This is a genomic window from Corynebacterium sp. HMSC074C11 (assembly GCF_001809455.1).
GTDB lineage: Bacteria > Actinomycetota > Actinomycetes > Mycobacteriales > Mycobacteriaceae > Corynebacterium > Corynebacterium amycolatum.
In genome coordinates, this window is record NZ_KV797729.1 from 68,613 (window position 1) to 88,352 (window position 19,740).

Annotated in this window: 17 protein-coding genes; 2 read left to right on the forward strand and 15 right to left on the reverse strand. The window is 59.0% G+C overall.

The features are described from left to right. Positions 1-125: 125 nt before the first annotated feature. From HMPREF2614_RS04120 to HMPREF2614_RS04165, 10 genes are all read right to left on the reverse strand, one after another. Positions 126-2,912 carry a DEAD/DEAH box helicase gene (locus HMPREF2614_RS04120; protein WP_070560274.1) on the reverse strand — a complete coding sequence of 929 codons (2,787 nt, stop codon included), beginning with the start codon at positions 2,910-2,912 and terminating at the stop codon, positions 126-128. A gap of 24 nt (positions 2,913-2,936) precedes the next feature. Beyond that, positions 2,937-4,163: a twin-arginine translocase subunit TatC gene (tatC, locus tag HMPREF2614_RS04125; protein ID WP_083300197.1), complete on the reverse strand. Its 1,227-nt coding sequence runs from the start codon at positions 4,161-4,163 to the stop codon at positions 2,937-2,939. Between the two features lie 18 nt (positions 4,164-4,181). Next, positions 4,182-4,505, reverse strand: a complete 324-nt coding sequence (gene tatA, locus HMPREF2614_RS04130) for a Sec-independent protein translocase subunit TatA (RefSeq protein ID WP_070560278.1) — start codon at positions 4,503-4,505, stop codon at positions 4,182-4,184. Positions 4,506-4,579: 74 nt separating this feature from the next. Then, entirely contained in the window at positions 4,580-5,611 is a 1,032-nt protein-coding gene (locus HMPREF2614_RS04135) for a helix-turn-helix transcriptional regulator (protein ID WP_049181043.1), read from the reverse strand. After that, the gene (locus tag HMPREF2614_RS04140; protein ID WP_070560280.1) at positions 5,611-6,639 is read right to left on the reverse strand and encodes a helix-turn-helix transcriptional regulator; all 1,029 of its coding nucleotides are present in this window, start codon (positions 6,637-6,639) and stop codon (positions 5,611-5,613) included. Before HMPREF2614_RS04140 ends, HMPREF2614_RS04135 begins: the two co-directional genes overlap by 1 nt. 42 nt (positions 6,640-6,681) lie before the next feature. Further along, the gene (pafA, locus tag HMPREF2614_RS04145; RefSeq protein ID WP_070560282.1) at positions 6,682-8,172 is read right to left on the reverse strand and encodes a Pup--protein ligase; all 1,491 of its coding nucleotides are present in this window, start codon (positions 8,170-8,172) and stop codon (positions 6,682-6,684) included. Between the two features lie 3 nt (positions 8,173-8,175). After that, positions 8,176-8,370, reverse strand: a complete 195-nt coding sequence (locus HMPREF2614_RS04150; protein ID WP_005510795.1) for a ubiquitin-like protein Pup — start codon at positions 8,368-8,370, stop codon at positions 8,176-8,178. Between the two features lie 59 nt (positions 8,371-8,429). Then, complete coding sequence (dop, locus tag HMPREF2614_RS04155) at positions 8,430-10,031, reverse strand: depupylase/deamidase Dop (RefSeq protein ID WP_210384469.1); 1,602 nt, start codon at positions 10,029-10,031, stop codon at positions 8,430-8,432. Then, a complete protein-coding gene (gene arc / locus HMPREF2614_RS04160; protein WP_239663047.1) occupies positions 10,024-11,601 on the reverse strand; it encodes a proteasome ATPase in 1,578 nt (525 codons plus the stop codon). Before arc ends, dop begins: the two co-directional genes overlap by 8 nt. 109 nt (positions 11,602-11,710) lie before the next feature. After that, positions 11,711-12,553 carry a tRNA (adenine-N1)-methyltransferase gene (locus HMPREF2614_RS04165; protein ID WP_005510776.1) on the reverse strand — a complete coding sequence of 281 codons (843 nt, stop codon included), beginning with the start codon at positions 12,551-12,553 and terminating at the stop codon, positions 11,711-11,713. Positions 12,554-12,659: 106 nt separating this feature from the next. Here HMPREF2614_RS04165 and HMPREF2614_RS04170 point away from each other — a divergent pair, with 106 nt between their 5' ends. Next, positions 12,660-13,547 carry a RecB family exonuclease gene (locus HMPREF2614_RS04170; RefSeq protein WP_049181039.1) on the forward strand — a complete coding sequence of 296 codons (888 nt, stop codon included), beginning with the start codon at positions 12,660-12,662 and terminating at the stop codon, positions 13,545-13,547. Between the two features lie 193 nt (positions 13,548-13,740). On the opposite strand, the gene HMPREF2614_RS04175 is transcribed toward HMPREF2614_RS04170, so the two are convergent. From HMPREF2614_RS04175 to HMPREF2614_RS04195, 5 genes are all read right to left on the reverse strand, one after another. Next, entirely contained in the window at positions 13,741-15,054 is a 1,314-nt protein-coding gene (locus tag HMPREF2614_RS04175; protein ID WP_049181038.1) for an anaerobic C4-dicarboxylate transporter, read from the reverse strand. Between the two features lie 39 nt (positions 15,055-15,093). Further along, a complete protein-coding gene (gene aspA / locus HMPREF2614_RS04180; RefSeq protein ID WP_070560284.1) occupies positions 15,094-16,542 on the reverse strand; it encodes an aspartate ammonia-lyase in 1,449 nt (482 codons plus the stop codon). Positions 16,543-16,845: 303 nt separating this feature from the next. Further along, positions 16,846-17,691, reverse strand: a complete 846-nt coding sequence (gene hisG / locus HMPREF2614_RS04185; protein ID WP_038625460.1) for an ATP phosphoribosyltransferase — start codon at positions 17,689-17,691, stop codon at positions 16,846-16,848. A 14-nt stretch (positions 17,692-17,705) separates the two neighbouring features. Next, entirely contained in the window at positions 17,706-17,969 is a 264-nt protein-coding gene (locus tag HMPREF2614_RS04190; RefSeq protein ID WP_005510825.1) for a phosphoribosyl-ATP diphosphatase, read from the reverse strand. 22 nt (positions 17,970-17,991) lie between these two features. Next, positions 17,992-18,675 carry an HAD family hydrolase gene (locus tag HMPREF2614_RS04195; protein ID WP_083300198.1) on the reverse strand — a complete coding sequence of 228 codons (684 nt, stop codon included), beginning with the start codon at positions 18,673-18,675 and terminating at the stop codon, positions 17,992-17,994. Positions 18,676-18,830: 155 nt separating this feature from the next. On the opposite strand from HMPREF2614_RS04195, the gene HMPREF2614_RS04200 reads away from it, so the two are divergent. After that, complete coding sequence (locus tag HMPREF2614_RS04200) at positions 18,831-19,736, forward strand: thioesterase family protein (RefSeq protein WP_048734210.1); 906 nt, start codon at positions 18,831-18,833, stop codon at positions 19,734-19,736. The last annotated feature ends 4 nt before the right edge of the window (positions 19,737-19,740 follow it).

Genomic DNA, 19,740 nt, shown 5'->3' on the forward strand with positions numbered 1-19,740 from the left:
ATATAATCTGCAGTTTCGTTAGTCACTGCGAGATAAGAATAGTGCCATAACTATTCTACTTTTAGTAATTTATCATCTTCACCTCAGGAACCAGGTGTTCAGGAGAAGAGATGTGTCCGAGATAACTAATTATTCAGCGCCACTACTCCCCTGCGAATCGCCTGAATAGCCTCGGCAGACTTGTCGCGAATGTCTGTGGAGTAGCCGGTCTTCTTAATCTGCTGCAATAGATCAATGACCTGACGGCACCAGCGGACAAAGTCACCCGGAGTCAGCTCGGCGCCACTTTCGGCCGCTGCCTGCAGGCAGTACCCCAGCGGTGCGCCCGCGGTCCACTGATGAATTGCAGTGGCAAAAGCCATATCCGGCAAGTCCGTCACCGGCAGCCGGTAGCGGCGCTCGTCCTCCGACAGTTCCTCCCAGATTCGGTAGGTATTCCCCAGCGCCTTGGCCAGCGGCTCGGTCGGCACCTCGTCACTGCCTTGGCTGGCCTTGCGGTTTTCAAAGACCAAACTCGACACCGCACCGGCTAGTTCCGCGGGGTCCAGGTCATCCCAAATACCGCGGCGCAGACACGTGGCCACCAGCAGATCCGAGCCGTTGTGAATCTGCGCCAGGCGCAGACCTTCCTCGGTAATCGTCGGCTCCGCGCCCTCCGGCCATTCGACGTAGTCCATCTGTGTTAGCAACTGCAGCATGCGGTCGAATGTGCGTGCCAACGTATCCGAGGCGGAATCGACGCGCTTTTGCAGCTTGGCCACATGCGCCTCAGCCTGTCGCAGCGTATCGGCGTGACGAGCCATCGTCTCCACCGCAGGGTCCCCATGCAGCGGGTGCTCGCGCAACTCCTGGCGTAACTTCCTCACTGCCGGCGAATTGCCTCCACTGCGGCGCTTCAGCCTCTTTGGTCCCTTCAGTCCCTTGCGGCCGATCTCTGCACGCACAATACCGAGCGCACGTCGCGGATGCCGATCCGCATCCCGTGGCAGCTTAATCGAGCCGACTGTCTGCGGCGCCGCTGGGAAGATATGCGGCTCCACACGTCCCACAAAACCGCCGACACTGATGACACCGGGACGAGGATTCGACTTCGAATGATCCTCCCGGTACACGACTGCCAACTGCACCTTCTTACCCTTCGGCAGCGGAATAACCTCGCCTCGACGGAGCCTTCGCAGCGCGGTCACCGTTTCCGTGTGGCGGTCTTCAATATTGCGGCGCTTGGCGTTCTTCTCCTCCTGGGTCAGCTTCGCGCGCAGATCCAGGTATTCGAGCATCTGGGTCAGGCGCTCGTCGTCACGCGAACTGCCCTCTCCGCTTGACGACGACCCATCAGCTTCCGCCCCTTCAGCGTGCGCATCGGCTCCCCTGCCGAGCAATTCCGCACGCAGGGCCGCGGCCTCCTGCTTGGCCTTGGACAGTTCGGCGGCAACTCCGACGATGTCGCCATCCGCCTGGAACTGTGCGAATGAGCGCTCCATGACACGCTTCGACCCCTCGTAACCGAGTGTCTGCAGGAGGTTGACACTCATGTTGTAGCTCGGTGCGAAGGTGGAAATCAGCGGGTACGTGCGTGTGGATGCCAGCCCTGCGACAGCCTTCGGATCCATTGCCGGGGCCCACTGCACCACGGCATTGCCGACGGTGTCGATACCGCGACGGCCAGCGCGACCCGTCATCTGCGTGTACTGACCGGGCGTGAGATCTACGTGTGCTTCGCCGTTGAACTTGACCAGCTTCTCCAGCACAACCGTGCGGGCAGGCATGTTGATGCCCAGTGCGAGCGTCTCGGTGGCGAAGACGACCTTGACCAGGCCTTCGTTAAAGAGCTCTTCCACAATGTGCCGAAACGCAGGCAGCATGCCCGCGTGGTGCGCCGCAAAACCTCGAATGAGAATGCGGCGCCAGCGCAGGAAGCCGAGAACCTGCAGGTCTTCCTTCGGAATGTGCGCGACACCGTCATCGATAATCTTGGCGATGCGCTCCTGCTCATCTCGGTCAGTGAGTTCTGCGCGAGTAGCGCCGACCTGCGCCAACGCGCCTTCGCAGCCCGCGCGGGAGAATATGAAAACAATCGCGGGCAGCATGTTCATGGAGCCGAGCATGCGGATAACATCGCCGCGCTTCGGTGGGCGGAACTTGCGCTGCCCCCTATCGCCCCAGCTGTATGAGCGCCCACCGCCCTTGTGTTTTTTGTACTGGTAGCGCTCCCTGGCCCCAGCGTCCCCGTAGCCGAACTCGGCGCGACGGCACGCCTCCAGCAGGTCCTGATTGACCTTGTCCGACTTCGCCTCGAAAAGAGGATAGAGTCGGTTGCCCACTAGCATGTGCTGATGCAGTGGAACCGGACGCAAATCCGTGACAATAACGTCCGTGTGCCCGCGCACCGTGGACAGCCAGCGCCCGAATTCCTCGGAGTTGGATACCGTCGCGGACAAACCGATGACGGCCACGGACTGGTCGAGGTTCAAAATAACCTCTTCCCACACAGCGCCGCGCTCCCGGTCAGCGAGGTAGTGAATCTCGTCCATCACCACATGCGTGAGTTTCTTCAGCGTCGGCGAGTTCGCGTAGATCATGTTACGCAGCACCTCGGTGGTCATCACCACGATGTCTGCGTCGCCGTTAATCGAAGTGTCACCAGTGAGCAGGCCCACGCGGTCCTCGCCGTAGTCCTCGACTAGGTCGTGGTACTTCTGGTTGCTCAGTGCCTTAATAGGGGTGGTGTAAAAGCACTTGCCGCCGCGCTCGAGCGCAGCATAAATAGCGAATTCGCCAACAATAGTTTTGCCCGCACCGGTGGGTGCACAGACGACAACGCCCCGTCCTGCCTCAATTGATTGGCAGGCGCGGAGCTGAAAGTCGTCAAGATCGAAATCCTGTTGGCTAACGAAATCGCCGAGAAGAGTCATGCCTCTAGAGTGTCATAAACCACGCTAGAGAACATCATCAAAGTCACTCGTCGGACGATTTCGTAAGTCCTGCGTCGGCATCGGAGTCTCCGGAATCATTCCGTGTGGACGCGGTGGACGCGAATTACGGGTCGGGCGCATCTGGGATGCCTGAGTCGGCGCCGGCGGGTTCACTGGCGTCGGGCCAGAAATCGGGGAGGTCGTCGGAGCCGCTGATGCCGTCGGCATGCCGCCCGGCTGAATCGACGTCGGCGTGCTTACTGAAGTCGGGGCGTCGATGCCGCCCACGTCGCCGATACCGCCAGCAGAACCAATTGGACCGGAGGCTGTGATTGGTCCGGAGCCTTGTTCGTCATCCAGATCCAGCCACTCCGGTCGCTCATTTGCTTTACGACGGTCATGGAGACGACAAATCTGGATTGCGATTTCCACTAGCAATGTCAGCGCCGTCGCCATTGCGACCATAGATATTGGTTCTTGACCTGGTGTCATGAAAGCCGCAAAGATGAACAGCGACATGATGATAATGCTGCGTTTGTCCTTGATGCCCTCATAGGTAATGACGCCCGCCATGTTCAACATCACCACGAAGAGCGGAACTTCGAAGCTGACTCCGAAAACCAGAATTAGTGCGAGGACGAAACCGAAGTACTGCGAACCGGTGAGTGCGGAAATCTGCGTTTCTTCACCAATCTGAAGCAAGAACTCCAAACCGAAGGCGACAACGAAGTAAGCCAGGACGGAACCCATGACAAACAGCAGTGCTGCGGCAGTCACAACTCGGCGGGTGGTGCGGCGTTCCTTCCGAACCAAGCCAGGGGTGATGTAGGCCCAAATTTGGTAGAGCCACCATGGCGACGACATCACCAGACCGGCCAACGCGCCGACCTTTAGTCGCAGCATGAACATTTCGAACGGACTGGTCGCCAGCAGACGACACTCCGCACCCTCGCCGCCGCCGAGACGCATCTCGGGTGGAAGCTGACAGTATGGATCCTTGAGCAATTCACCCAGGGACTTAAAGTGCAGCGGACCGACATCGGTCGAGGTAAACGGTATGCGGAACTGGCCAATTGTAAAGGCGGTCTGGTACCAGATGAAGCCCACAACAGTGCCAACGGCGATACCAGCAAGAGAGAGAACGAGACGACGCCGGAGCTCTTGAATGTGCTCGACAATAGTCATCACGCCCTCGGGATTGCGCTTACGCTGGCGCTTCCGAGGACGTGATGTGGATGTAGCTGAAGTCACGCTTCAACCGGCCTTCTACTACTGCTGCGGCTGGCCAGGGTTGTTCTGGCCAGGCTGCGGCTGGTACGGCTGCTGCGGCTGAGCCTGCGGCGCCGGCTGCTGGTACGGCTGCTGGTACTGCTGCTGCGGCTGGTACGGCTGCTGTGGCTGGGCCTGCGGAGCCTGCTGGATTGCAGCCTGCTCTTGTTGCTCGTCATCGTTGCGCATTTCCTTGACTTCGGACTTGAAGATACGCATGGAGCGTCCGAGCGAACGAGCGGCATCCGGCAGCTTCTTTGCGCCAAAGAGCAAAACAAGAACAACCAGGATAATGATGATTTCCCAGGGACCTAGGTTCGGCATCCGCTTAGAGACCTTTCAAATGAATACAAATACAAGTGGCAAGTTGCCACATTGTGCGCGATAGAAGCTCTAGTTTAAGCTTTGTCGTTTCGACCATACTCTGCCAAAGCTTCGGAAGCTCGCGCAACAACGGCGTTTTTCAATTTTAGGGGCTCAGTGACTTTTACGCTCGGTGAACGGCGGAGCACAAAGGAGACTGTTGCTGCCAGGTCGGACATGGGCACGTCAGCGGCAAATTTCGACTGCCCTAAGCCTTGGTCAGAGACCGGTTCGGTATCCTCTTCTTCTCCCTCATCTTCGGTGAAGAAGACCGGTTCATAGTCTGCGATCCACGTAGCATCGGCGTCGATAAGCACACTCGCCCATTCGGACGTCCCCGTTTCCGCACCAAAGGCGTGCGGATCACGGATATCGACGGGCTCTGGGCGGTGGAAAGCGGCGGGAATGTCGAGGACCTCGGCGGCCTCCAGTCGGTCGACACGGAAACTCTTCTGATGGCTGTCTTCCTGCGCCCGGTCGACGGCGCGGAGGTATGTTGTGGACTCAACTGTATAAACGTTGACACAGTCAAGTTCACGGACTGAAACCTGCCCTGAGGCATTCCGGTAACGCACCTTCAGCACTTTGCGCTGATGCAGCGCGGAGTAAATCTGCTCTGCAAAGGCAAAGGCCTTGCCATCCTCTGCGGCGGTCGAATCGATGATGGGAACGTTCGTTCCCAGGGCACTGCGGAGCTTTGTCGCGGCCCTCTGCGCGGCCTCGGAAGAGGTGGCGGCTGCGGAGTCCTCGATGGTTTCCAGGATGAGCAGCAAGGTCGCGGTCTCTTCGGCTGTGAGCGCACGCGGGTGGCTGAGCACCGTTGCATGAGGGCGAATACGGACGTCAAAGCTGTTGCGGTAATCAACTTCAAAAGCCCGCACTCCGAGGAGTCCCGGCTGGTCAATATCGGCAATCTGCTCCACGATTGCCCGAATTCGGGCAAAAGGGATGGCCAGCTCGGTTGCGGCCTCTGTCATTGAACGGTGCTGGGAAAAATACGGTACGACCGCCAACAACTCGTCGACGCTGACAGTCGCGTCTAGTTCTCGGGCTGCATGCACTGTCATTAGTTGCCCTCCAGAGTGTTCTTCGTACCATTCGATCCGCCATGGCGAGCGAGTACCTGCTCCAACCGAGCAATAATTTTCGACCGTGCCTCTTTAGGTGATTCCACAATCAAATCCGGTGCGTAACTCAAACCTGTGGACACAATCTCGCTCACAGGTGCCGCTGGCAGCTCGTAGCGGCCCTCCCCCAGCGCTGTTGCTTTCATTACGACATCAGCGCAGGTATTCGGGGTAATACGAACGACCGCCTGATACGTCTTCCCACCGCGGTGCAACATCTCTTTCGCAATCTGTTGCAAGTCACCATCGGGCATTGGCTGCGTCACCGACGTTCCCGTATCCGACACATCGCGGATACGGCTGAGCCGGAACATACGCGCCGCCCCACGCTGCGGATCAAAACCCAGCACATAGAAGCGTCCGCGCAGGTTAATCAAACCCCACGGCTCCAGCGTGCGCAGTTCATCATCCACGCCGTACTGGCGGGAGTACCACATCTCTACCGTCCGCCGCGGCGAAGTCATTGCGGTCAGTAGCGTGCTGAAATCCGCCCTACTCATATCCACCGCATCGGCTACCACCACCGACTCATCCGGCTTCGCAATGGCGCTGCGCTGCGCAAATGACGCGAGCTTCCGCCACGCCGCCACAGCCGTCGAACTCAGTTCCTCCGAACCAAACGCGGCATTCGCGGCCTGGAACACCACCGAAGCCTCCGCTTCAGTGAACTCGGGGTCGTGCTGGGGCCACCGCAGCCTGTTCAGGCGCAGGCGTTTGACCTTATCGCCAGTGCTTGACGACGAAACCTCCACCGGGACCCCGGCGGTCAGGAGTGCGGCGGTGTCCGCACGTAGGTATCGAGCCCGAGAATCCTCGGAAACACGAGCGTAACCCTCGACATGTTTGGAGATCCACGACTCGCTGACCCACCCGGTGTCGTCGGCAAGCGCCAACAGCAGCTGAACCTGGCGTTGGTTCTCACTAATCGCGGCGGTTCCGGGGTTTTCCGATACAGGTGGGACAGACACGACTGTGGGGCTCCTTTTCCTGGGCGGTTTCCTGGGACGGAACTAGTTTTCCGGCTGCGTATCCGAGGTCTTCTTCGCGGCCGTCAGAATCTCAATCATCTCGCTGACCTCAGCGTTTTCCGTGGCAAAGGGGTCGCCGAGCATCGTGGAGATGGGATCATCGCCGGAGATCTTCAGGTGTGTCCAGTCCACGACGGTCTTCAAACTGGATTCTTCAGCTGCAACGAGGAAATCACCCCGCAGCTTCGCACGAGTAGTCGGCGGTGCGGTGCGGACTGCCTCAGCAACCTGCTCATCGGTAATCCACCGCGAGGCAATACCACGGGCTTCCAGCGCGCGGAAGATGCCGCGGCCGGGACGGATGTCGTGGTAGGCCAAGTCGATCTGATGAAGCTTGGGGTCCTCCAGAGTCAGACCGCGGTCCAAGTAGCGCTTCATTAGCGAGTACTTAATGGCCCAGTCAATGTCGTGCTCAATGAGAGACCAGTCACCGGTTTCCACGGCATCCAGTGCGCGCCCCCACAGCTCGACAATGCGGCCCATTTCCTCGTTGGACGTGCCGGCACCGGCAATGCCCTTGTCTTCGTTGACCATGTTTTCTTCGCGGACCTTCAGCCACTGCGCTGCAGCGTCCAGGAACTCGCGCTGAATCTGCAGCGCGGTGGCAGTTTCGCCACTGCACAGTGGAATCTCGGCCTTGCCCGTCATATCGCGGCTCACCGCACGGATGGACTTAATTTCGTTGGCGACCTCGAAGTCCGGCAACTTCACGCCAGCTTCAATCATCTCCAGGACCAACTGAGTGGAGCCAATCTTGAGTGCGGTCGTCGTCTCACTCATGTTGGAGTCGCCCACGATGACGTGCAAGCGGCGGAATCGGTTGGAGTCCGCGTGTGGCTCATCGCGAGTGTTAATAATCGGTCGGGAGCGCGTCGTTGCACTGGAGACACCCTCCCACACATGATCCGCGCGCTGCGAGAAGCAGTACTGAATCGGATCGTTGTGATACGGCGAGGTTGGGTACGGCAGGAAAATCTTCCCCGCCCCGCAAATGAGCTGTCGCGTAACCAAGAAAGGTAGCAGCAGCTTGGACAGGGACTTCAGCCCCAGTTCACGTCCAACCAGGTAGTTTTCGTGACAACCGTAGGAGTTACCGACGGTATCAACGTTGTTCTTCAGCAGGTAGACCTTGCCACCGATGCCCTCGTCAGCAAGCTCTGCTTCAGCCCTTTCGGCGAGCTCGTTCAAGATGACCTCGCCCGAGCGGTCGTACGCGACCAGCTGCGAGACAGAATCGCACTCAGCGGTGGCGTACTCCGGGTGGCTTCCGACATCGAGGTACATACGACCAGCATTGGGGGTGAAAATGTTGGTTGCCCCGTACTTGGCGATCACGGGTCGGAACATGTAGCGGGCAATCTCATCCGGCCCCAGGCGACGCGAGCCATCCAGCGTCAGAGTGATGCCGAACTCGGTCTCAATGCCGGTGATGCGTCGGGTCAACGCCTGTGCTGGTACCTGCTGGTCAGTCACTTCTTACTGGCCACCCTTCTGGACGTACGAACGCACGAACTCCTCGGCGTTGTTCTCCAGCAGACCATCAATTTCATCCAACAGGTCGTCAGCAGCTGCAACGTGCTCCTGTGCCTGACCGCCGCCAGCGACCTCGCCGAACTCTTCCTCGTCGCCTCCGCCGGAACCGCCGCCGAAAACCTGAGTGTTACCAGCCATGATATTGCTCCTTAAAATGAACTTTTGAGTATTACTGCCTATTACCGCACTATGCGTGCCTATTGTTCGCGGATAGCCCCGAGCGTACGCAGATGCTCGACCACCTCGGCCACTGTCTCCGCAGACTCCAACACCTCACCGCAATCAGCGGCAGTGAAACGGTCAACTTCATCCAGCGTAATGTAGGCCAGCGTGATTCCCGGCGACTCCACGTCACGAGTGCGTCGATACACCCCCGAAGTGTCCACCACTAAGCTGGTCCAACTGCCCGCGACGACATCCTTGCCAAAGCGGCGCAAAATGCCACCGCGCACATACGCACGCGTGGATTCCGGCGCATATTCAACCGCGCGGTTGACTTCTTCCTCGGACACGAGCGTGCGCATCGAACCGCGGCGTACCAGCGCATGGTACAGCCCACGAGTCGGATCAATATCCGAGTACTGAATATCAATCAGCGCCAACTTCGGGTGATCCCAGCCTGCGCCCAGGCGGGTACGCAAGCCCTCCATGAGGTTGTATTTCGCCACCCAATCCAGCAGGTGGGCTGCCTTGCGGGGGTCGTCGGCAAGCACGTCGAGCACTTCACGCCAGAGCTTGACGACGTCGCCCTGCTGATCGTAGCTCTCCACGCGACGCAGGTACTCGTACTGCGTTTCCACCGCGGACATCCAGGTGACATGGTCCGCCAGCTGCAGCTTCTCGGTGCAGGTTAGGTCTCGGGAGACCTTATGGACCGCCTCGACGGGGTTGCGGAGCTGCAGATCGTCGAAACGCACGCCGTCCTCGATGGCGTCAATGACCAAACCTGTGGTGCCCAGCTTGAGGAAGGTGGCGACCTCACTCATGTTGGCATCACCGATGATGACGTGCAGGCGGCGGAAGCGATCGGAGTCGGCGTGTGGTTCATCGCGGGTGTTGATGATGCCGCGGTTCAAAGTGGTCTCCAGTGAGACTTCGGTCTCGATGTAGTCCGCGCGCTGCGAAATCTGGAAACCCGACTCCTGTCCCGTCTGTCCCAGACCGACGCGACCAGCGCCCGTAAACACCTGGCGGGTGACGAAGAACGGTGTCAGACCGGCGACAATGTCATCGAACTCGGTTTCCCGGGAGAAAAGGTAGTTCTCGTGGGCGCCATACGAGGCACCCTTGCCATCGACATTGTTGCGGTAGAGCTTGAGCACCGGGCCGGGGTTGCCTTCGGCATCGGTGGCTTCTGCGGCAAGCTGAGCTGCCCGCAGCATAATCTTGTCACCTGCACGGTCTGCGATGACCGCTTCGCGGGCAGTTGCCGTCTCCGGTGAGGAGTATTCCGGGTGTGCGTGGTCGACGTAGAAACGGGCACCATTCTGCACCAGCAGGTTTGCAGCGCCAACGGCGTTTGGATCCACAATCGGTGGCTGGTGGTAGCGGCGCAGGTCAAAGCCACGGCTGTCGCGCAATGGCGACTCCGGTGCGTAGTCCCAGCGGATGCGCCCCGACAGGCCCTCCTCCTGCTCGTGCGCGAAAGCCAGCACGGCCTGCGTGGAGGTGAGAATTGGGCTGACATCCGGGTTGTCCGGGCTGGAAATGCCGTACTCAATTTCGGTGCCGAAGAAGCGGTTCGGCTGTGCGGGGTTTGCAGCAGAGTTAGCAGCAGACTTCGCAGCGGAATTAGCCATGGCGAATCACCTCGACCGAGGCAACGCGCGAGGTTGGGCGGCCGGAGATACGAGCCCACTCATCCGGGTTCGAGGTATTCGGCAGGTCCTCGTTCTGCGCGAACTCCTCCGCCACGGCGGACAGCAGATGGTCCAAGCTAATGCCCGCCTCGCCACCGGCGATAACCGACTTGATGGCGGACTTCTTCGCGCGGTCGACGATGTTGGAAATCATCGCGCCGGAGTTGAAATCGCGGTAGTACATGACCTCGCTGGTGCCATCTGCATAGCGGATCCGCACATACTCGTTTTCTGCCGTCTTGGCGTACATTCGCTCAACGACCTGATCAATGAGGTGTGCCACATTCTGTTCCACCCCACCGTGAGCCTCTACCTCAGCCGCGTTGTACGGCAGCTCCGGGGTCAAGTACTTGCGGAAGATATCCTTCGCCGCAGCCTCATTCGGGCGCTCAATGCGGATCTTCACATCCAGGCGTCCCGGGCGCAGAATTGCCGGGTCGATCATTTCCTCGCGGTTGGTGGCACCAATCACGATGACGTTTTCCAGTCCCTCTACACCGTCAAGTTCACTGAGCAGCTGCGGAACCACAGTGTTTTCCATATCCGAGGAGATACCCGAACCACGAGTGCGGAAAATCGAGTCCATCTCATCGAAGAAGACAATAACCGGCTTGCCATCTTCGGCAATGTCGCGAGCGCGGTCGAAAATCAGGCGAATCTGACGCTCCGTCTCGCCCACGAACTTATTGAGCAGCTCCGGGCCCTTGACATTCAAGAAGTACGACTGCGCTCGCTGCGCCTCCGCCTCGGTCTTGCCTCGGGACAGCGCAATCTTGCGTGCCAGCGAATTAGCCACAGCCTTGGCAATGAGCGTCTTACCGTTGCCGGGAGGACCGTAGAGCAGCACGCCCTTCGGCGGACGCAGGTTGTACTGCTCAAACAGTTCGGGCTGCAGGAACGGCATCTCCACGGCGTCGTGAATCTGCTCAATCTGACTATCCAAACCACCGATATCCGTGTAGGTGACATCCGGTACCTCTTCCAGTACCAGGTTTTCCACCTCGGACTTCGGAATGACCTCAAATGCATAGCCCGACTTGCGGTCAATCATCACCGAGTCCCCCGGCTTCGGCGACAAGTCCCCAGCCAGGGACACCACGAATTCCTCACCGTGAGTATCCGAGGCCAAAATGCGCTCCCGATCCGGCAGCACCTCACGAACATTGGCGATATCGCCGCTTTCCGGATAACCGCAGTCCTCCACGATTATCGAGCCCTCATTCAGGCGCACCTGCGCGCCCGGCCGAAGCGCCCGCTCGTTAATCTCCGGCTGCACCCTCAGTCGCATCCGGCGGTTTCCGGTAAACACCTCTGCGGTGCTCTTCTCCGGTCCCGGCTTAAGGAAAATACCGTACGTGCTAGGCGGCTCCAGCATGTCCTCCATGTCTTGGCGCAGTAGCTCTAGCTTGTTACGGGAGTCCCGCAACAGCTCAACCAGGCGATTATTTCGAATGCCGAGGTTGTAGTTCTTCTGCTCAAGATCACGGATTTTGTCAGACGGCGTTGTCATGTACCCCAGATTACCCATAGGGCCAGATGCCGTTGTTGCTTGGTCGATTTAGACCGTGTGTCGTATCACGCTTTACGACGGCTACACCTCCCAGCGCGAAGCGGCGGTCTTACAGCTTCTTTTGATTTCGTCGCTGTGGACGCGGAGGCACCGTGCCGTCGGCAAGCCTGCGTGCCCACACCAGGAACGCGGTATGTGCTTGCATACGGTGCGCCGGGCGGACGGAGAGATCCTGAACATTCCAGTCGCGGACCAGGGATTCCCAGGCGCGTGGTTCGGTGAAGCACTTCTGCGCGCGGATGCCTTCCATGACCTTCATTAGCTGCGGAACGGTGGCGACATAGACCATGAGCACGCCGCCAGGCTGGAGCACCTTCGAAACGGTGTCCAGGCATTCCCACGGAGCGAGCATGTCCAGAATGACTCGGTCGACCGGACCGCCGAGCGACTCGACGGAGGCTTCGTTGAGATCGCCGAGGCGCAAGTCCCAGTTGTCGGGCTTGTGGCCCATGAAGTCGACAACGTTGCGTTCGGCGTGCTCGATGTGGTCCTCGCGGACCTCGTAGGAAATAAGCTGCCCGTCAGCGCCGATGGCGCGGAGCAGGTTGAGGCTGAGTGCGCCGGAGCCAGCGCCGGCCTCCAACACCCGCGCACCTGGGAAGATGTCGCCCTCGACGATAATCTGTGCGGCATCCTTCGGGTAAATCACCGCAGCGCCGCGCGGCATGGACAGGACGTAATCGACCAGCAAGTGACGCATGGCCAGGTAGACCGTGCCTTCGCCGGAGGTGACGGTGGTGCCTTCCTTGGCGCCGATGAGGTCGTCATGGAGGATGGTGCCGCGGTGGGTGAAGAACTTGCCACCCTCCTCGAGGATGACGGTGAAGTGGCGATTCTTCGAGTCAGTCAGCTGGACTCGGTCGCCGACCTGGAATGGTCCGCTTAATGCCATAGGTGTGTGGGCTCCTTTTGGGGTTTGGTTGGGTCTGGTTTTGTTTTGGTCGTGGCGGGATGTGTCGGGTGCAGCCAAATCCGGGCAGTACTCTAACCTGGCTAGTATGCCCGACAATGCCCAAAGTTCTAAGTCAGCAGTTCAGCCCTCCCGCCGCTCTAAGTTGGCGCTGTCGCCGTCGAGAGCTAATGACTACCGCCAGTGCCCGTTGAAGTACCGGTTCCGTGCGATTGACAAGATTCCGGAGCCGTCGACCGTTGCGCAGGTCAAGGGCACATTGGTACATGCTGTGCTCGAACAGATGCATGCCTGGCCCCGTGAAGAACGCACTTACCCAGCGGCGGTGAAGCGCCTGAAGCCGACCTGGGAGGACATGCGTGCAAAGGACGAGGAACTGATTGAGCTAGTTCCGGAGAATGATTACTACGACTTCCTTGTCGAATGCCGCGGCCTGCTCAAGGGCTACTTCATGATGGAAAATCCCATGGGGTTTGATGCGGCCGAGATGGAAAAGTTCGTTCAGCTAGTTATTGATCCGGATGCGGATCAGACCGTGCCGTTGTCGGTGCCACTTCGTGGTTTTATCGACCGCGTCGATATCGCCCCGACTGGTGAGGTCCGCATCGTCGACTACAAGACGGGCAAGAAGCCTTCTCCTCGCTTCCAGGATGAAGCACTTTTCCAGATGCGTTTTTATGCGCTGGTGTGGTGGCGACTCACCGGTCATATCCCGGAACAGCTGCGGTTGATGTACCTGAAGGTTGCCGATGACCTGGTGCTGAGCCCCAATGCGACAGAATTAGAGGCTTTCCAAACGGAGATTGCCGACTTGTGGTCGGCGATCGTGCGCGACGGTGAAAACGGTGACTTTGTGCCGAAGAAGTCCAAACTCTGCGGGTGGTGTTCTTTCCAGGAGATGTGCCCTGCCTACGGCGGCGTCACGCCGGAGTACCCCGGCTGGCCAGGCGCCGTCGGTGACGGTGGCGCTGAGTAAAAGTTGCGGATGGCGGTGGCTCTCGATGGCGGTGGCTCTCGAGGGATGTTAGCTTTCGCGGGTGCCGCCGTCGGCGGGAACGGCGCCAGTAAGAGTTACTGATTAGGTTTATAACGGGTGAATGAAATTAACTGTTCAGTTTTTGTCATAAACCTAGTCAGTTTCTCTATGCGGTGTTTTAGGTAGACCCCCGCTACAACAGCACGCTGCCGAAAGCGAAACCAAACGCGGCAGCCAGGGCAATACATAAAGTGCCCGGGATGATAAACGAGTGGTTAATCACGTATTTGCCAATTCGGGTGGTGCCGGTGTCGTCCATCTCCACCGCGGCAAGGAGCGTCGGGTAAGTAGGCAGCACGAATAGCGCGGAAGTCGCTGCGAAGGAAGCAACGGCAGTGATGGGAGAAACTCCCACCGCGAGCGCAGCGGGCATGATGGCCTTTGCAGTGGCCGCCTGCGAGTAGAGCAAAGCGGCCGCGAAGAAGAGCACGATTGCCAGCATCCACGGCATCGTGGTCAGTAGGCTGCCGGACGCGGTCTTAATGTCGTCGATGTAGTGGTTGATAATTGTGGTTCCCAGCCACGCCACACCGAGAACGCAGACGCTGGCGGACATGCCCGATTTAAACACTGGGGTGTTCAAAATCGTTGCCGCGTCTAACTTGCAGGCAAGCACGATAACGGTAGCGGCGGTCAACATTATTGACATGATCGCCTCGTTTCGTGGAAGTGTGGGATCAGTGATGAGACCGACCTGCTCAGTGCTGATGGTCGCGTAGACCATCACTGCGAGAATCGAGAGAAGGAAAATCGCCACCGAACACTTGGCCGACTTGGTTGGTGTGTATTCGCTCATCTGGCCACGTGGCTTAGAGACCAACCCCTTTTCCAAGCGGCTTTGATACTCCGGATCGTCGTCAAGCTCTTTGCCTAGGTGATTCGTGACAAAGGCGGTCGGAAGGATGGCGAGGAACGTCGAAGGAATGAGAATCGCCAGGAGTGTGAGATAACCAACGCCGCGGGGTTCCATGAGCGAAGCCATGAGCACTACAGCCGCTGAAATGGGTGATGCCGTAATCGCCAACTGAGATGCGATGACCGCCACGGACAGCGGGCGGGACGGGCGAACGCCTCCTTCCTTGGATACTTCGGCGATAACTGGGAGGGTGGAAAATGCGGTGTGGCCGGTGCCGGCGAGCAGGGTCATCAGGTAGGTGACAACCGGGGCCCAGTAGGTGATGTGTCGCGGGTTTTTGCGCAACAACCGTTCGGCAATGTGGACGAGATAGTCCATGCCTCCGGCCCTCTGCATAGCGGCAATTGCCGCTATTACCGACATAATGATGCCGATGACATCGAAGGGGATGTCATCTTTGGTAACTGGCACCCCGGTGATGCCGAGCGCCAAAACGCCCAGCCCACCGGCGAATCCGATAGCAATTGAACCTAGACGCGCTCCAAGGAGGATCGCTGCTAGAACGATAAAGATTTGGACGGCAACTAACATGTGTATCTGCGAAAAGTCACTCGTTAGGCTTGTTGCCGCTTAGGACAAATCGTCGAGGCGAGACTCCCCTGCCACGTAGCGCTTACCCCGATATTCCGGGTGCATGAGGTTCTCGGTGCTCAGGACGTGGTTGAGCTCCTTCTCGTCCATCAGCCCACGTTCAAGGACAATGTCGCGGACGGAGCGGCCGGTGCGAGCGGCTTCCTTGCCGACCATATCGCCCTCGTGATGGCCAATGACCGGATTCAGGTAGGTCACGATACCGATGGAGTTTTCCACATAGCCGCGGCACACTTCCGGGTTAGCGGTGATGCCGGTAATGCACTTGTCGCGCAGAGTGTCGGTGGCGCTGCGCAGCAGTTCAATCGACTCGAAGAGACATGCGCCGATGACAGGCTCCATCACGTTTAGCTGCAACTGACCGGCCTCGGCTGCCCAGGTCAGAGTCACGTCGTTGCCGAAGACCTTGAAGCAGGCCTGGTTCGCGACCTCCGGAATTACCGGGTTGACCTTTGCCGGCATAATCGAGGAGCCAGCGGCGCGCTCCGGCAGGTTGATTTCATTCAGTCCGGCTCGTGGACCCGATGCCAGCAGGCGCAAGTCGTTGCACATCTTGGAAATCTTCATGGCTGCGCGCTTCAGGCATGCATGCACGCTGACGTAGGCGCCGGTATCGCTGGTGGCTTCAATTAGGTCCTTCGCAGAGGTCACCTTAAAACCACTGACCTCACGCAGCGCTTGGGTCACGGCCTCGCGGTAACCCGCCGGCGCATTCACACCGGTACCGATAGCGGTTGCTCCCAGGTTGATTTGCAGCAGGCGTGCCGACGCAGTTGCGATGGACTCCTGTTCTTCCTCAAGGTTGTGGGCAAATGCGTGGAAAACCTGTCCCAGGGTCATGGGAACGGCGTCCTGCAGCTGCGTGCGGCCCATTGTGATGATGTCGTTGAATTCATCACCCTTAGCATGTAGGGCCTCAACCAGGGAATCGAAGTGCTTCTGCAGGCTCAGCAGTGACATGTGGATAGCAAGACGGAAACCCGTTGGGTAGGTGTCGTTGGTTGACTGGCACTGGTTGACATCATCGTTGGGGTGAATGACGTCGTATCGGCCCTTTTCCAGACCGAGCAGTTCCAGCGCGAGGTTAGCGATGACCTCGTTGGTGTTCATGTTGAGACTGGTGCCAGCTCCACCCTGGAAGACATCGATTGGAAACTGATCCATGCAGCGTCCCTTTTCCAGGATTTCATCACATGCGGCGACGATGATGTCTGCAACATCGCTGGGCAGCGTGTGGACGCGCTGGTTGGCAATGGCCGTGGCCTTCTTCACCATCACCATGCCACGAATGAATTCGGGCACATCGTTGATGGTCTTGCCTGAGATTTGGTAGTTGTCGATTGCGCGCAGGGTGTGGATGCCGTAGTAAGCCTCTGCTGGAACCTCCATCGATCCAAGCAAGTCGACCTCGGTACGCGTTGCGGACATATGGACATAATCCCTTCTCGTAGGCGCAGTCTTATGAACCACAATTCGTGTGAACCACAATTGGTGGTGCTGCTTGGTTACACCGTCAAAACTACAGCGCTGGCGCAGCTGCCGCTTTTCCGGCATAAGGGGACTATGTCAGTACGGCTAACGCCGTGCGCACGCTTAGTGCTAAGCCTACTACCTACGTCGAGGTAGGTGGATGTGAAAATGCAGTGGTCAGCTCCCGGCGCGAGATGGCGTCCCCACTCGAGCTGGTTGGTCCTCCCCCCCACCTCACCCCTTGAGCAGGTCAAGCTTCCACTAGATACGCGCGATGCGGATATTCGAGGCCAAGATTGCCTCGGCACCAATCTTTGCCAGGGCATCCATGAGCGGGTTGGCCTCTGCCTTCGGGACTAGCGCGCGAACTGCTACCCAATCCTCGTTAGCCAGCGGCGACACGGTCGGGCCAGATAGGCCCGGGGTGAGCTTGGATGCCTCTTCCAACGCGGACGCACGGATGTTGTAGTCAATCATCAAGTACGTCTTGGCATGCAGAATGCCGGTCATACGACGCAGGAACACCTGCTGCTCCTCGGTGACCTCCACACCCTTGCGTCCGACAACAACTGCCTCAGAGCTGACCAAAACATCGCCGAATGGCTTCAACCCCTGCTTACGCAGGGTGCGGCCGGTGGAGACAACGTCGGCGATAACGTCGGCAACTCCCAAGCGGATGGAAATCTCCACTGCACCATCAAGGCGAATGACGGTGGCGTTAATGCCGCGAGCCTTCAGGTCTTCGCGCACCAGATTCGGGTACGAGGTGGCAATGCGCTTGCCCTCCAGAGCTTCTACGGTCCACTCCTCATCGGCTGGGGCGGCGTAGCGGAAAGTCGAGGCACCGAAGCCCAGATTCAGAACCTCATCGACCGGAGCCAGCGAGTCAGCGGCCAGGTCGCGGCCTGTGATGCCCAAATCCAGATGACCGTTGCCAACATAGATGGGAATGTCCTTCGGGCGAAGGAAGAAAAACTCAATTTCGTTGGCTTCGTCGTGGATGGTCAGGCTCTTGGAGTCGCCTCGACCCGGGTAACCAGCTTCCTTCAGGATTTCGACTGCCGCCTCGGACAGCGATCCCTTGTTGGGCACGGCAATACGCAGCATGGTGTTGATTTCTCCTACAGGTACTTGTAAACATCCTCGGGGCTCAGCCCGCGACCGACCATGACCACCTGCAGCCAGTACAACAGCTGCGAAATCTCCTCTGCGAGGGCTTCGTCAGATTCGTGCTCAGCTGCAAGCCAGACCTCACCGGCCTCTTCGACAATTTTCTTGCCCTGGAAATGCACACCAGCGTCTAGCGCCTTGACTGTGCCCGATCCCTCGGGGCGCGACTGTGCTTTTTCCTTCAGCTCTGCAAACAGGTCATCAAAGTTCTTCACCTGGTCTATTGTTCCATGTCGTCTACTCGCCCGCGAAAGCAGCCCGCAATAAGCCCAAATTCGAGGTATCCAAATTGCCCGAAATGAAGCGCGCCGGGGGTACTAGCGTCTCCACATCAGCTTGCGAAACGCTCACATCCGGCATTGGATTCCACACCACCGTGCATCCCGCAGCGAGTGCAGAGCGCACCCCGGTTGAGGAGTCTTCGATAGCCAGGCAGTCCTCTGGCGCAAATCCGACGAGCTCTGCGCCACGCAAGTACGGATCCGGCGCCGGCTTGCCGTTGGCCACCTCATCGCTACACACTGTTGCCGCGAAGTGCTGCTCCCCCATGACATCAATGCAGGGTTGCGCCACGTGTCGGCGAGTATTGGTCACCAACACCACCGGAATGTCAGCAGCTCGGGCCTGGTCCAAAATCTCCGGCACACCCGGGCGCCACTCCACCCCATGTTCTAGAACCAATTCTGTGAAGCGGTTTTCGACGAATTGGGAGCCCGAGGAAAACAGCTCGTCGTCAAGCGTGCGTCCCGCATGATCAGCGCAAATCGACAGCGTGTCCCAGAGAGTGTTGCCGACGCACTGCATGCGCAACTCCGGAGTCAGGCGACGGCCTACGAATTCCGAGAGGTCGTACGTGGCAATCTCCCACAGGGGTTCCGTGTTGATGAGGCTGCCGTCCATGTCCCACAAAATTGCTTTCACACCATGCGACTATGCCAGGCAAACAAGCATTTAGCGATTATGTCAGCAAAGCCGCCGGATTTGGGTTTAGAGTTTTAGAAAGGAAAGTATGTTGCGGTGCTGCATGCAACCACCGCATGAACGTGTCCCGCGCGAATGAAAGGCATCGACTCGCTATGACAACCACTGAAGATTCACTCGCCCAGGCAATCGACCAGCCCGAGGCGTACTTTATTCCGTTAGGCGCGGTCACCGAAGGCGAGCTCAGCTACGAGCGCTTCATGCCCACCAGCTTCACTTACGGGGCGTGGGGGCCGTTTCAGCACGGTGCGCCACCGTCGGCGCTGCTGACACGCATGTTGGAGCGCAGGCGCCTGGAAAGCGAGGGAATGCGTATTACTCGCATCGCCGTGGATCTGTTGTCGGCTGTACCGTACACGGAGCTGCGCGCGCGGTCATGGGTCTCGCGCCCGGGGCGGCAGATCGCCAAGATCGAAGCCGAATTGCTTGCCGACGTCAAGGGTGCCTGGTGGCCCGTTGCCACCGCGTCCGCGTGGATGATGGCCACCGCGGATACGCGGGATATTGAGCGTGCATTCGACAAGCAGGTGCCCGGGCCCGAGGAATGTAGCGCCGAGTACATTCCGCTTACCGACGACTGGAGTGGCGGCTACATCGAATCGATTGAAGCCCGCGCAGGTGCGACGGAAGAGCTGGCCGAGACGCAGATTCACTGGGTTCGCGCGACATACCCAATCGTGCTCGGGGAGGAGCCGACTGCGGTGGAGCGAGTCATGCAGGTAGCCGATACCGCCAACGGTGTCGGAGCCACGCTGAGCCCGCATCAGTGGGCGTTTATGAATACCGACTTAGTGGTTCACCTGCACCGACTCCCCCAGCTTGGCCCATCGGAGCAGTCGGCGGAATCGGAGTCGCAGCCGGAAGACGGCGGCTGGGTTGGCATCGCCGCCCGCGGTTCCATCGGTCCGGACGGAATCGGCATGACTGCGGGCGAGCTCTACGATGTGCACGGCCCCATTGGCCGCAGCATGCAGACCTTGCTGGTGCGACCGCAGGGATAACGCG

Excerpts from the sequence above, each read along its gene's own strand:
- HMPREF2614_RS04120 (WP_070560274.1), bottom strand. The coding sequence starts at position 2,912 with ATGACTCTTCTCGGCGATTTCGTTAGCCAACAGGATTTCGATCTTGAC.
- tatA (WP_070560278.1), bottom strand. The coding sequence starts at position 4,505 with ATGCCGAACCTAGGTCCCTGGGAAATCATCATTATCCTGGTTGTTCTT.
- HMPREF2614_RS04135 (WP_049181043.1), bottom strand. The coding sequence starts at position 5,611 with ATGACAGTGCATGCAGCCCGAGAACTAGACGCGACTGTCAGCGTCGAC.
- HMPREF2614_RS04150 (WP_005510795.1), bottom strand. The coding sequence starts at position 8,370 with ATGGCTGGTAACACTCAGGTTTTCGGCGGCGGTTCCGGCGGAGGCGAC.
- dop (WP_210384469.1), bottom strand. The coding sequence starts at position 10,031 with ATGGCTAATTCCGCTGCGAAGTCTGCTGCTAACTCTGCTGCAAACCCC.
- arc (WP_239663047.1), bottom strand. The coding sequence starts at position 11,601 with ATGACAACGCCGTCTGACAAAATCCGTGATCTTGAGCAGAAGAACTAC.
- HMPREF2614_RS04165 (WP_005510776.1), bottom strand. The coding sequence starts at position 12,553 with ATGGCATTAAGCGGACCATTCCAGGTCGGCGACCGAGTCCAGCTGACT.
- HMPREF2614_RS04170 (WP_049181039.1), top strand. The coding sequence starts at position 12,660 with ATGCCCGACAATGCCCAAAGTTCTAAGTCAGCAGTTCAGCCCTCCCGC.
- HMPREF2614_RS04175 (WP_049181038.1), bottom strand. The coding sequence starts at position 15,054 with ATGTTAGTTGCCGTCCAAATCTTTATCGTTCTAGCAGCGATCCTCCTT.
- aspA (WP_070560284.1), bottom strand. The coding sequence starts at position 16,542 with ATGTCCGCAACGCGTACCGAGGTCGACTTGCTTGGATCGATGGAGGTT.
- hisG (WP_038625460.1), bottom strand. The coding sequence starts at position 17,691 with ATGCTGCGTATTGCCGTGCCCAACAAGGGATCGCTGTCCGAGGCGGCA.
- HMPREF2614_RS04200 (WP_048734210.1), top strand. The coding sequence starts at position 18,831 with ATGACAACCACTGAAGATTCACTCGCCCAGGCAATCGACCAGCCCGAG.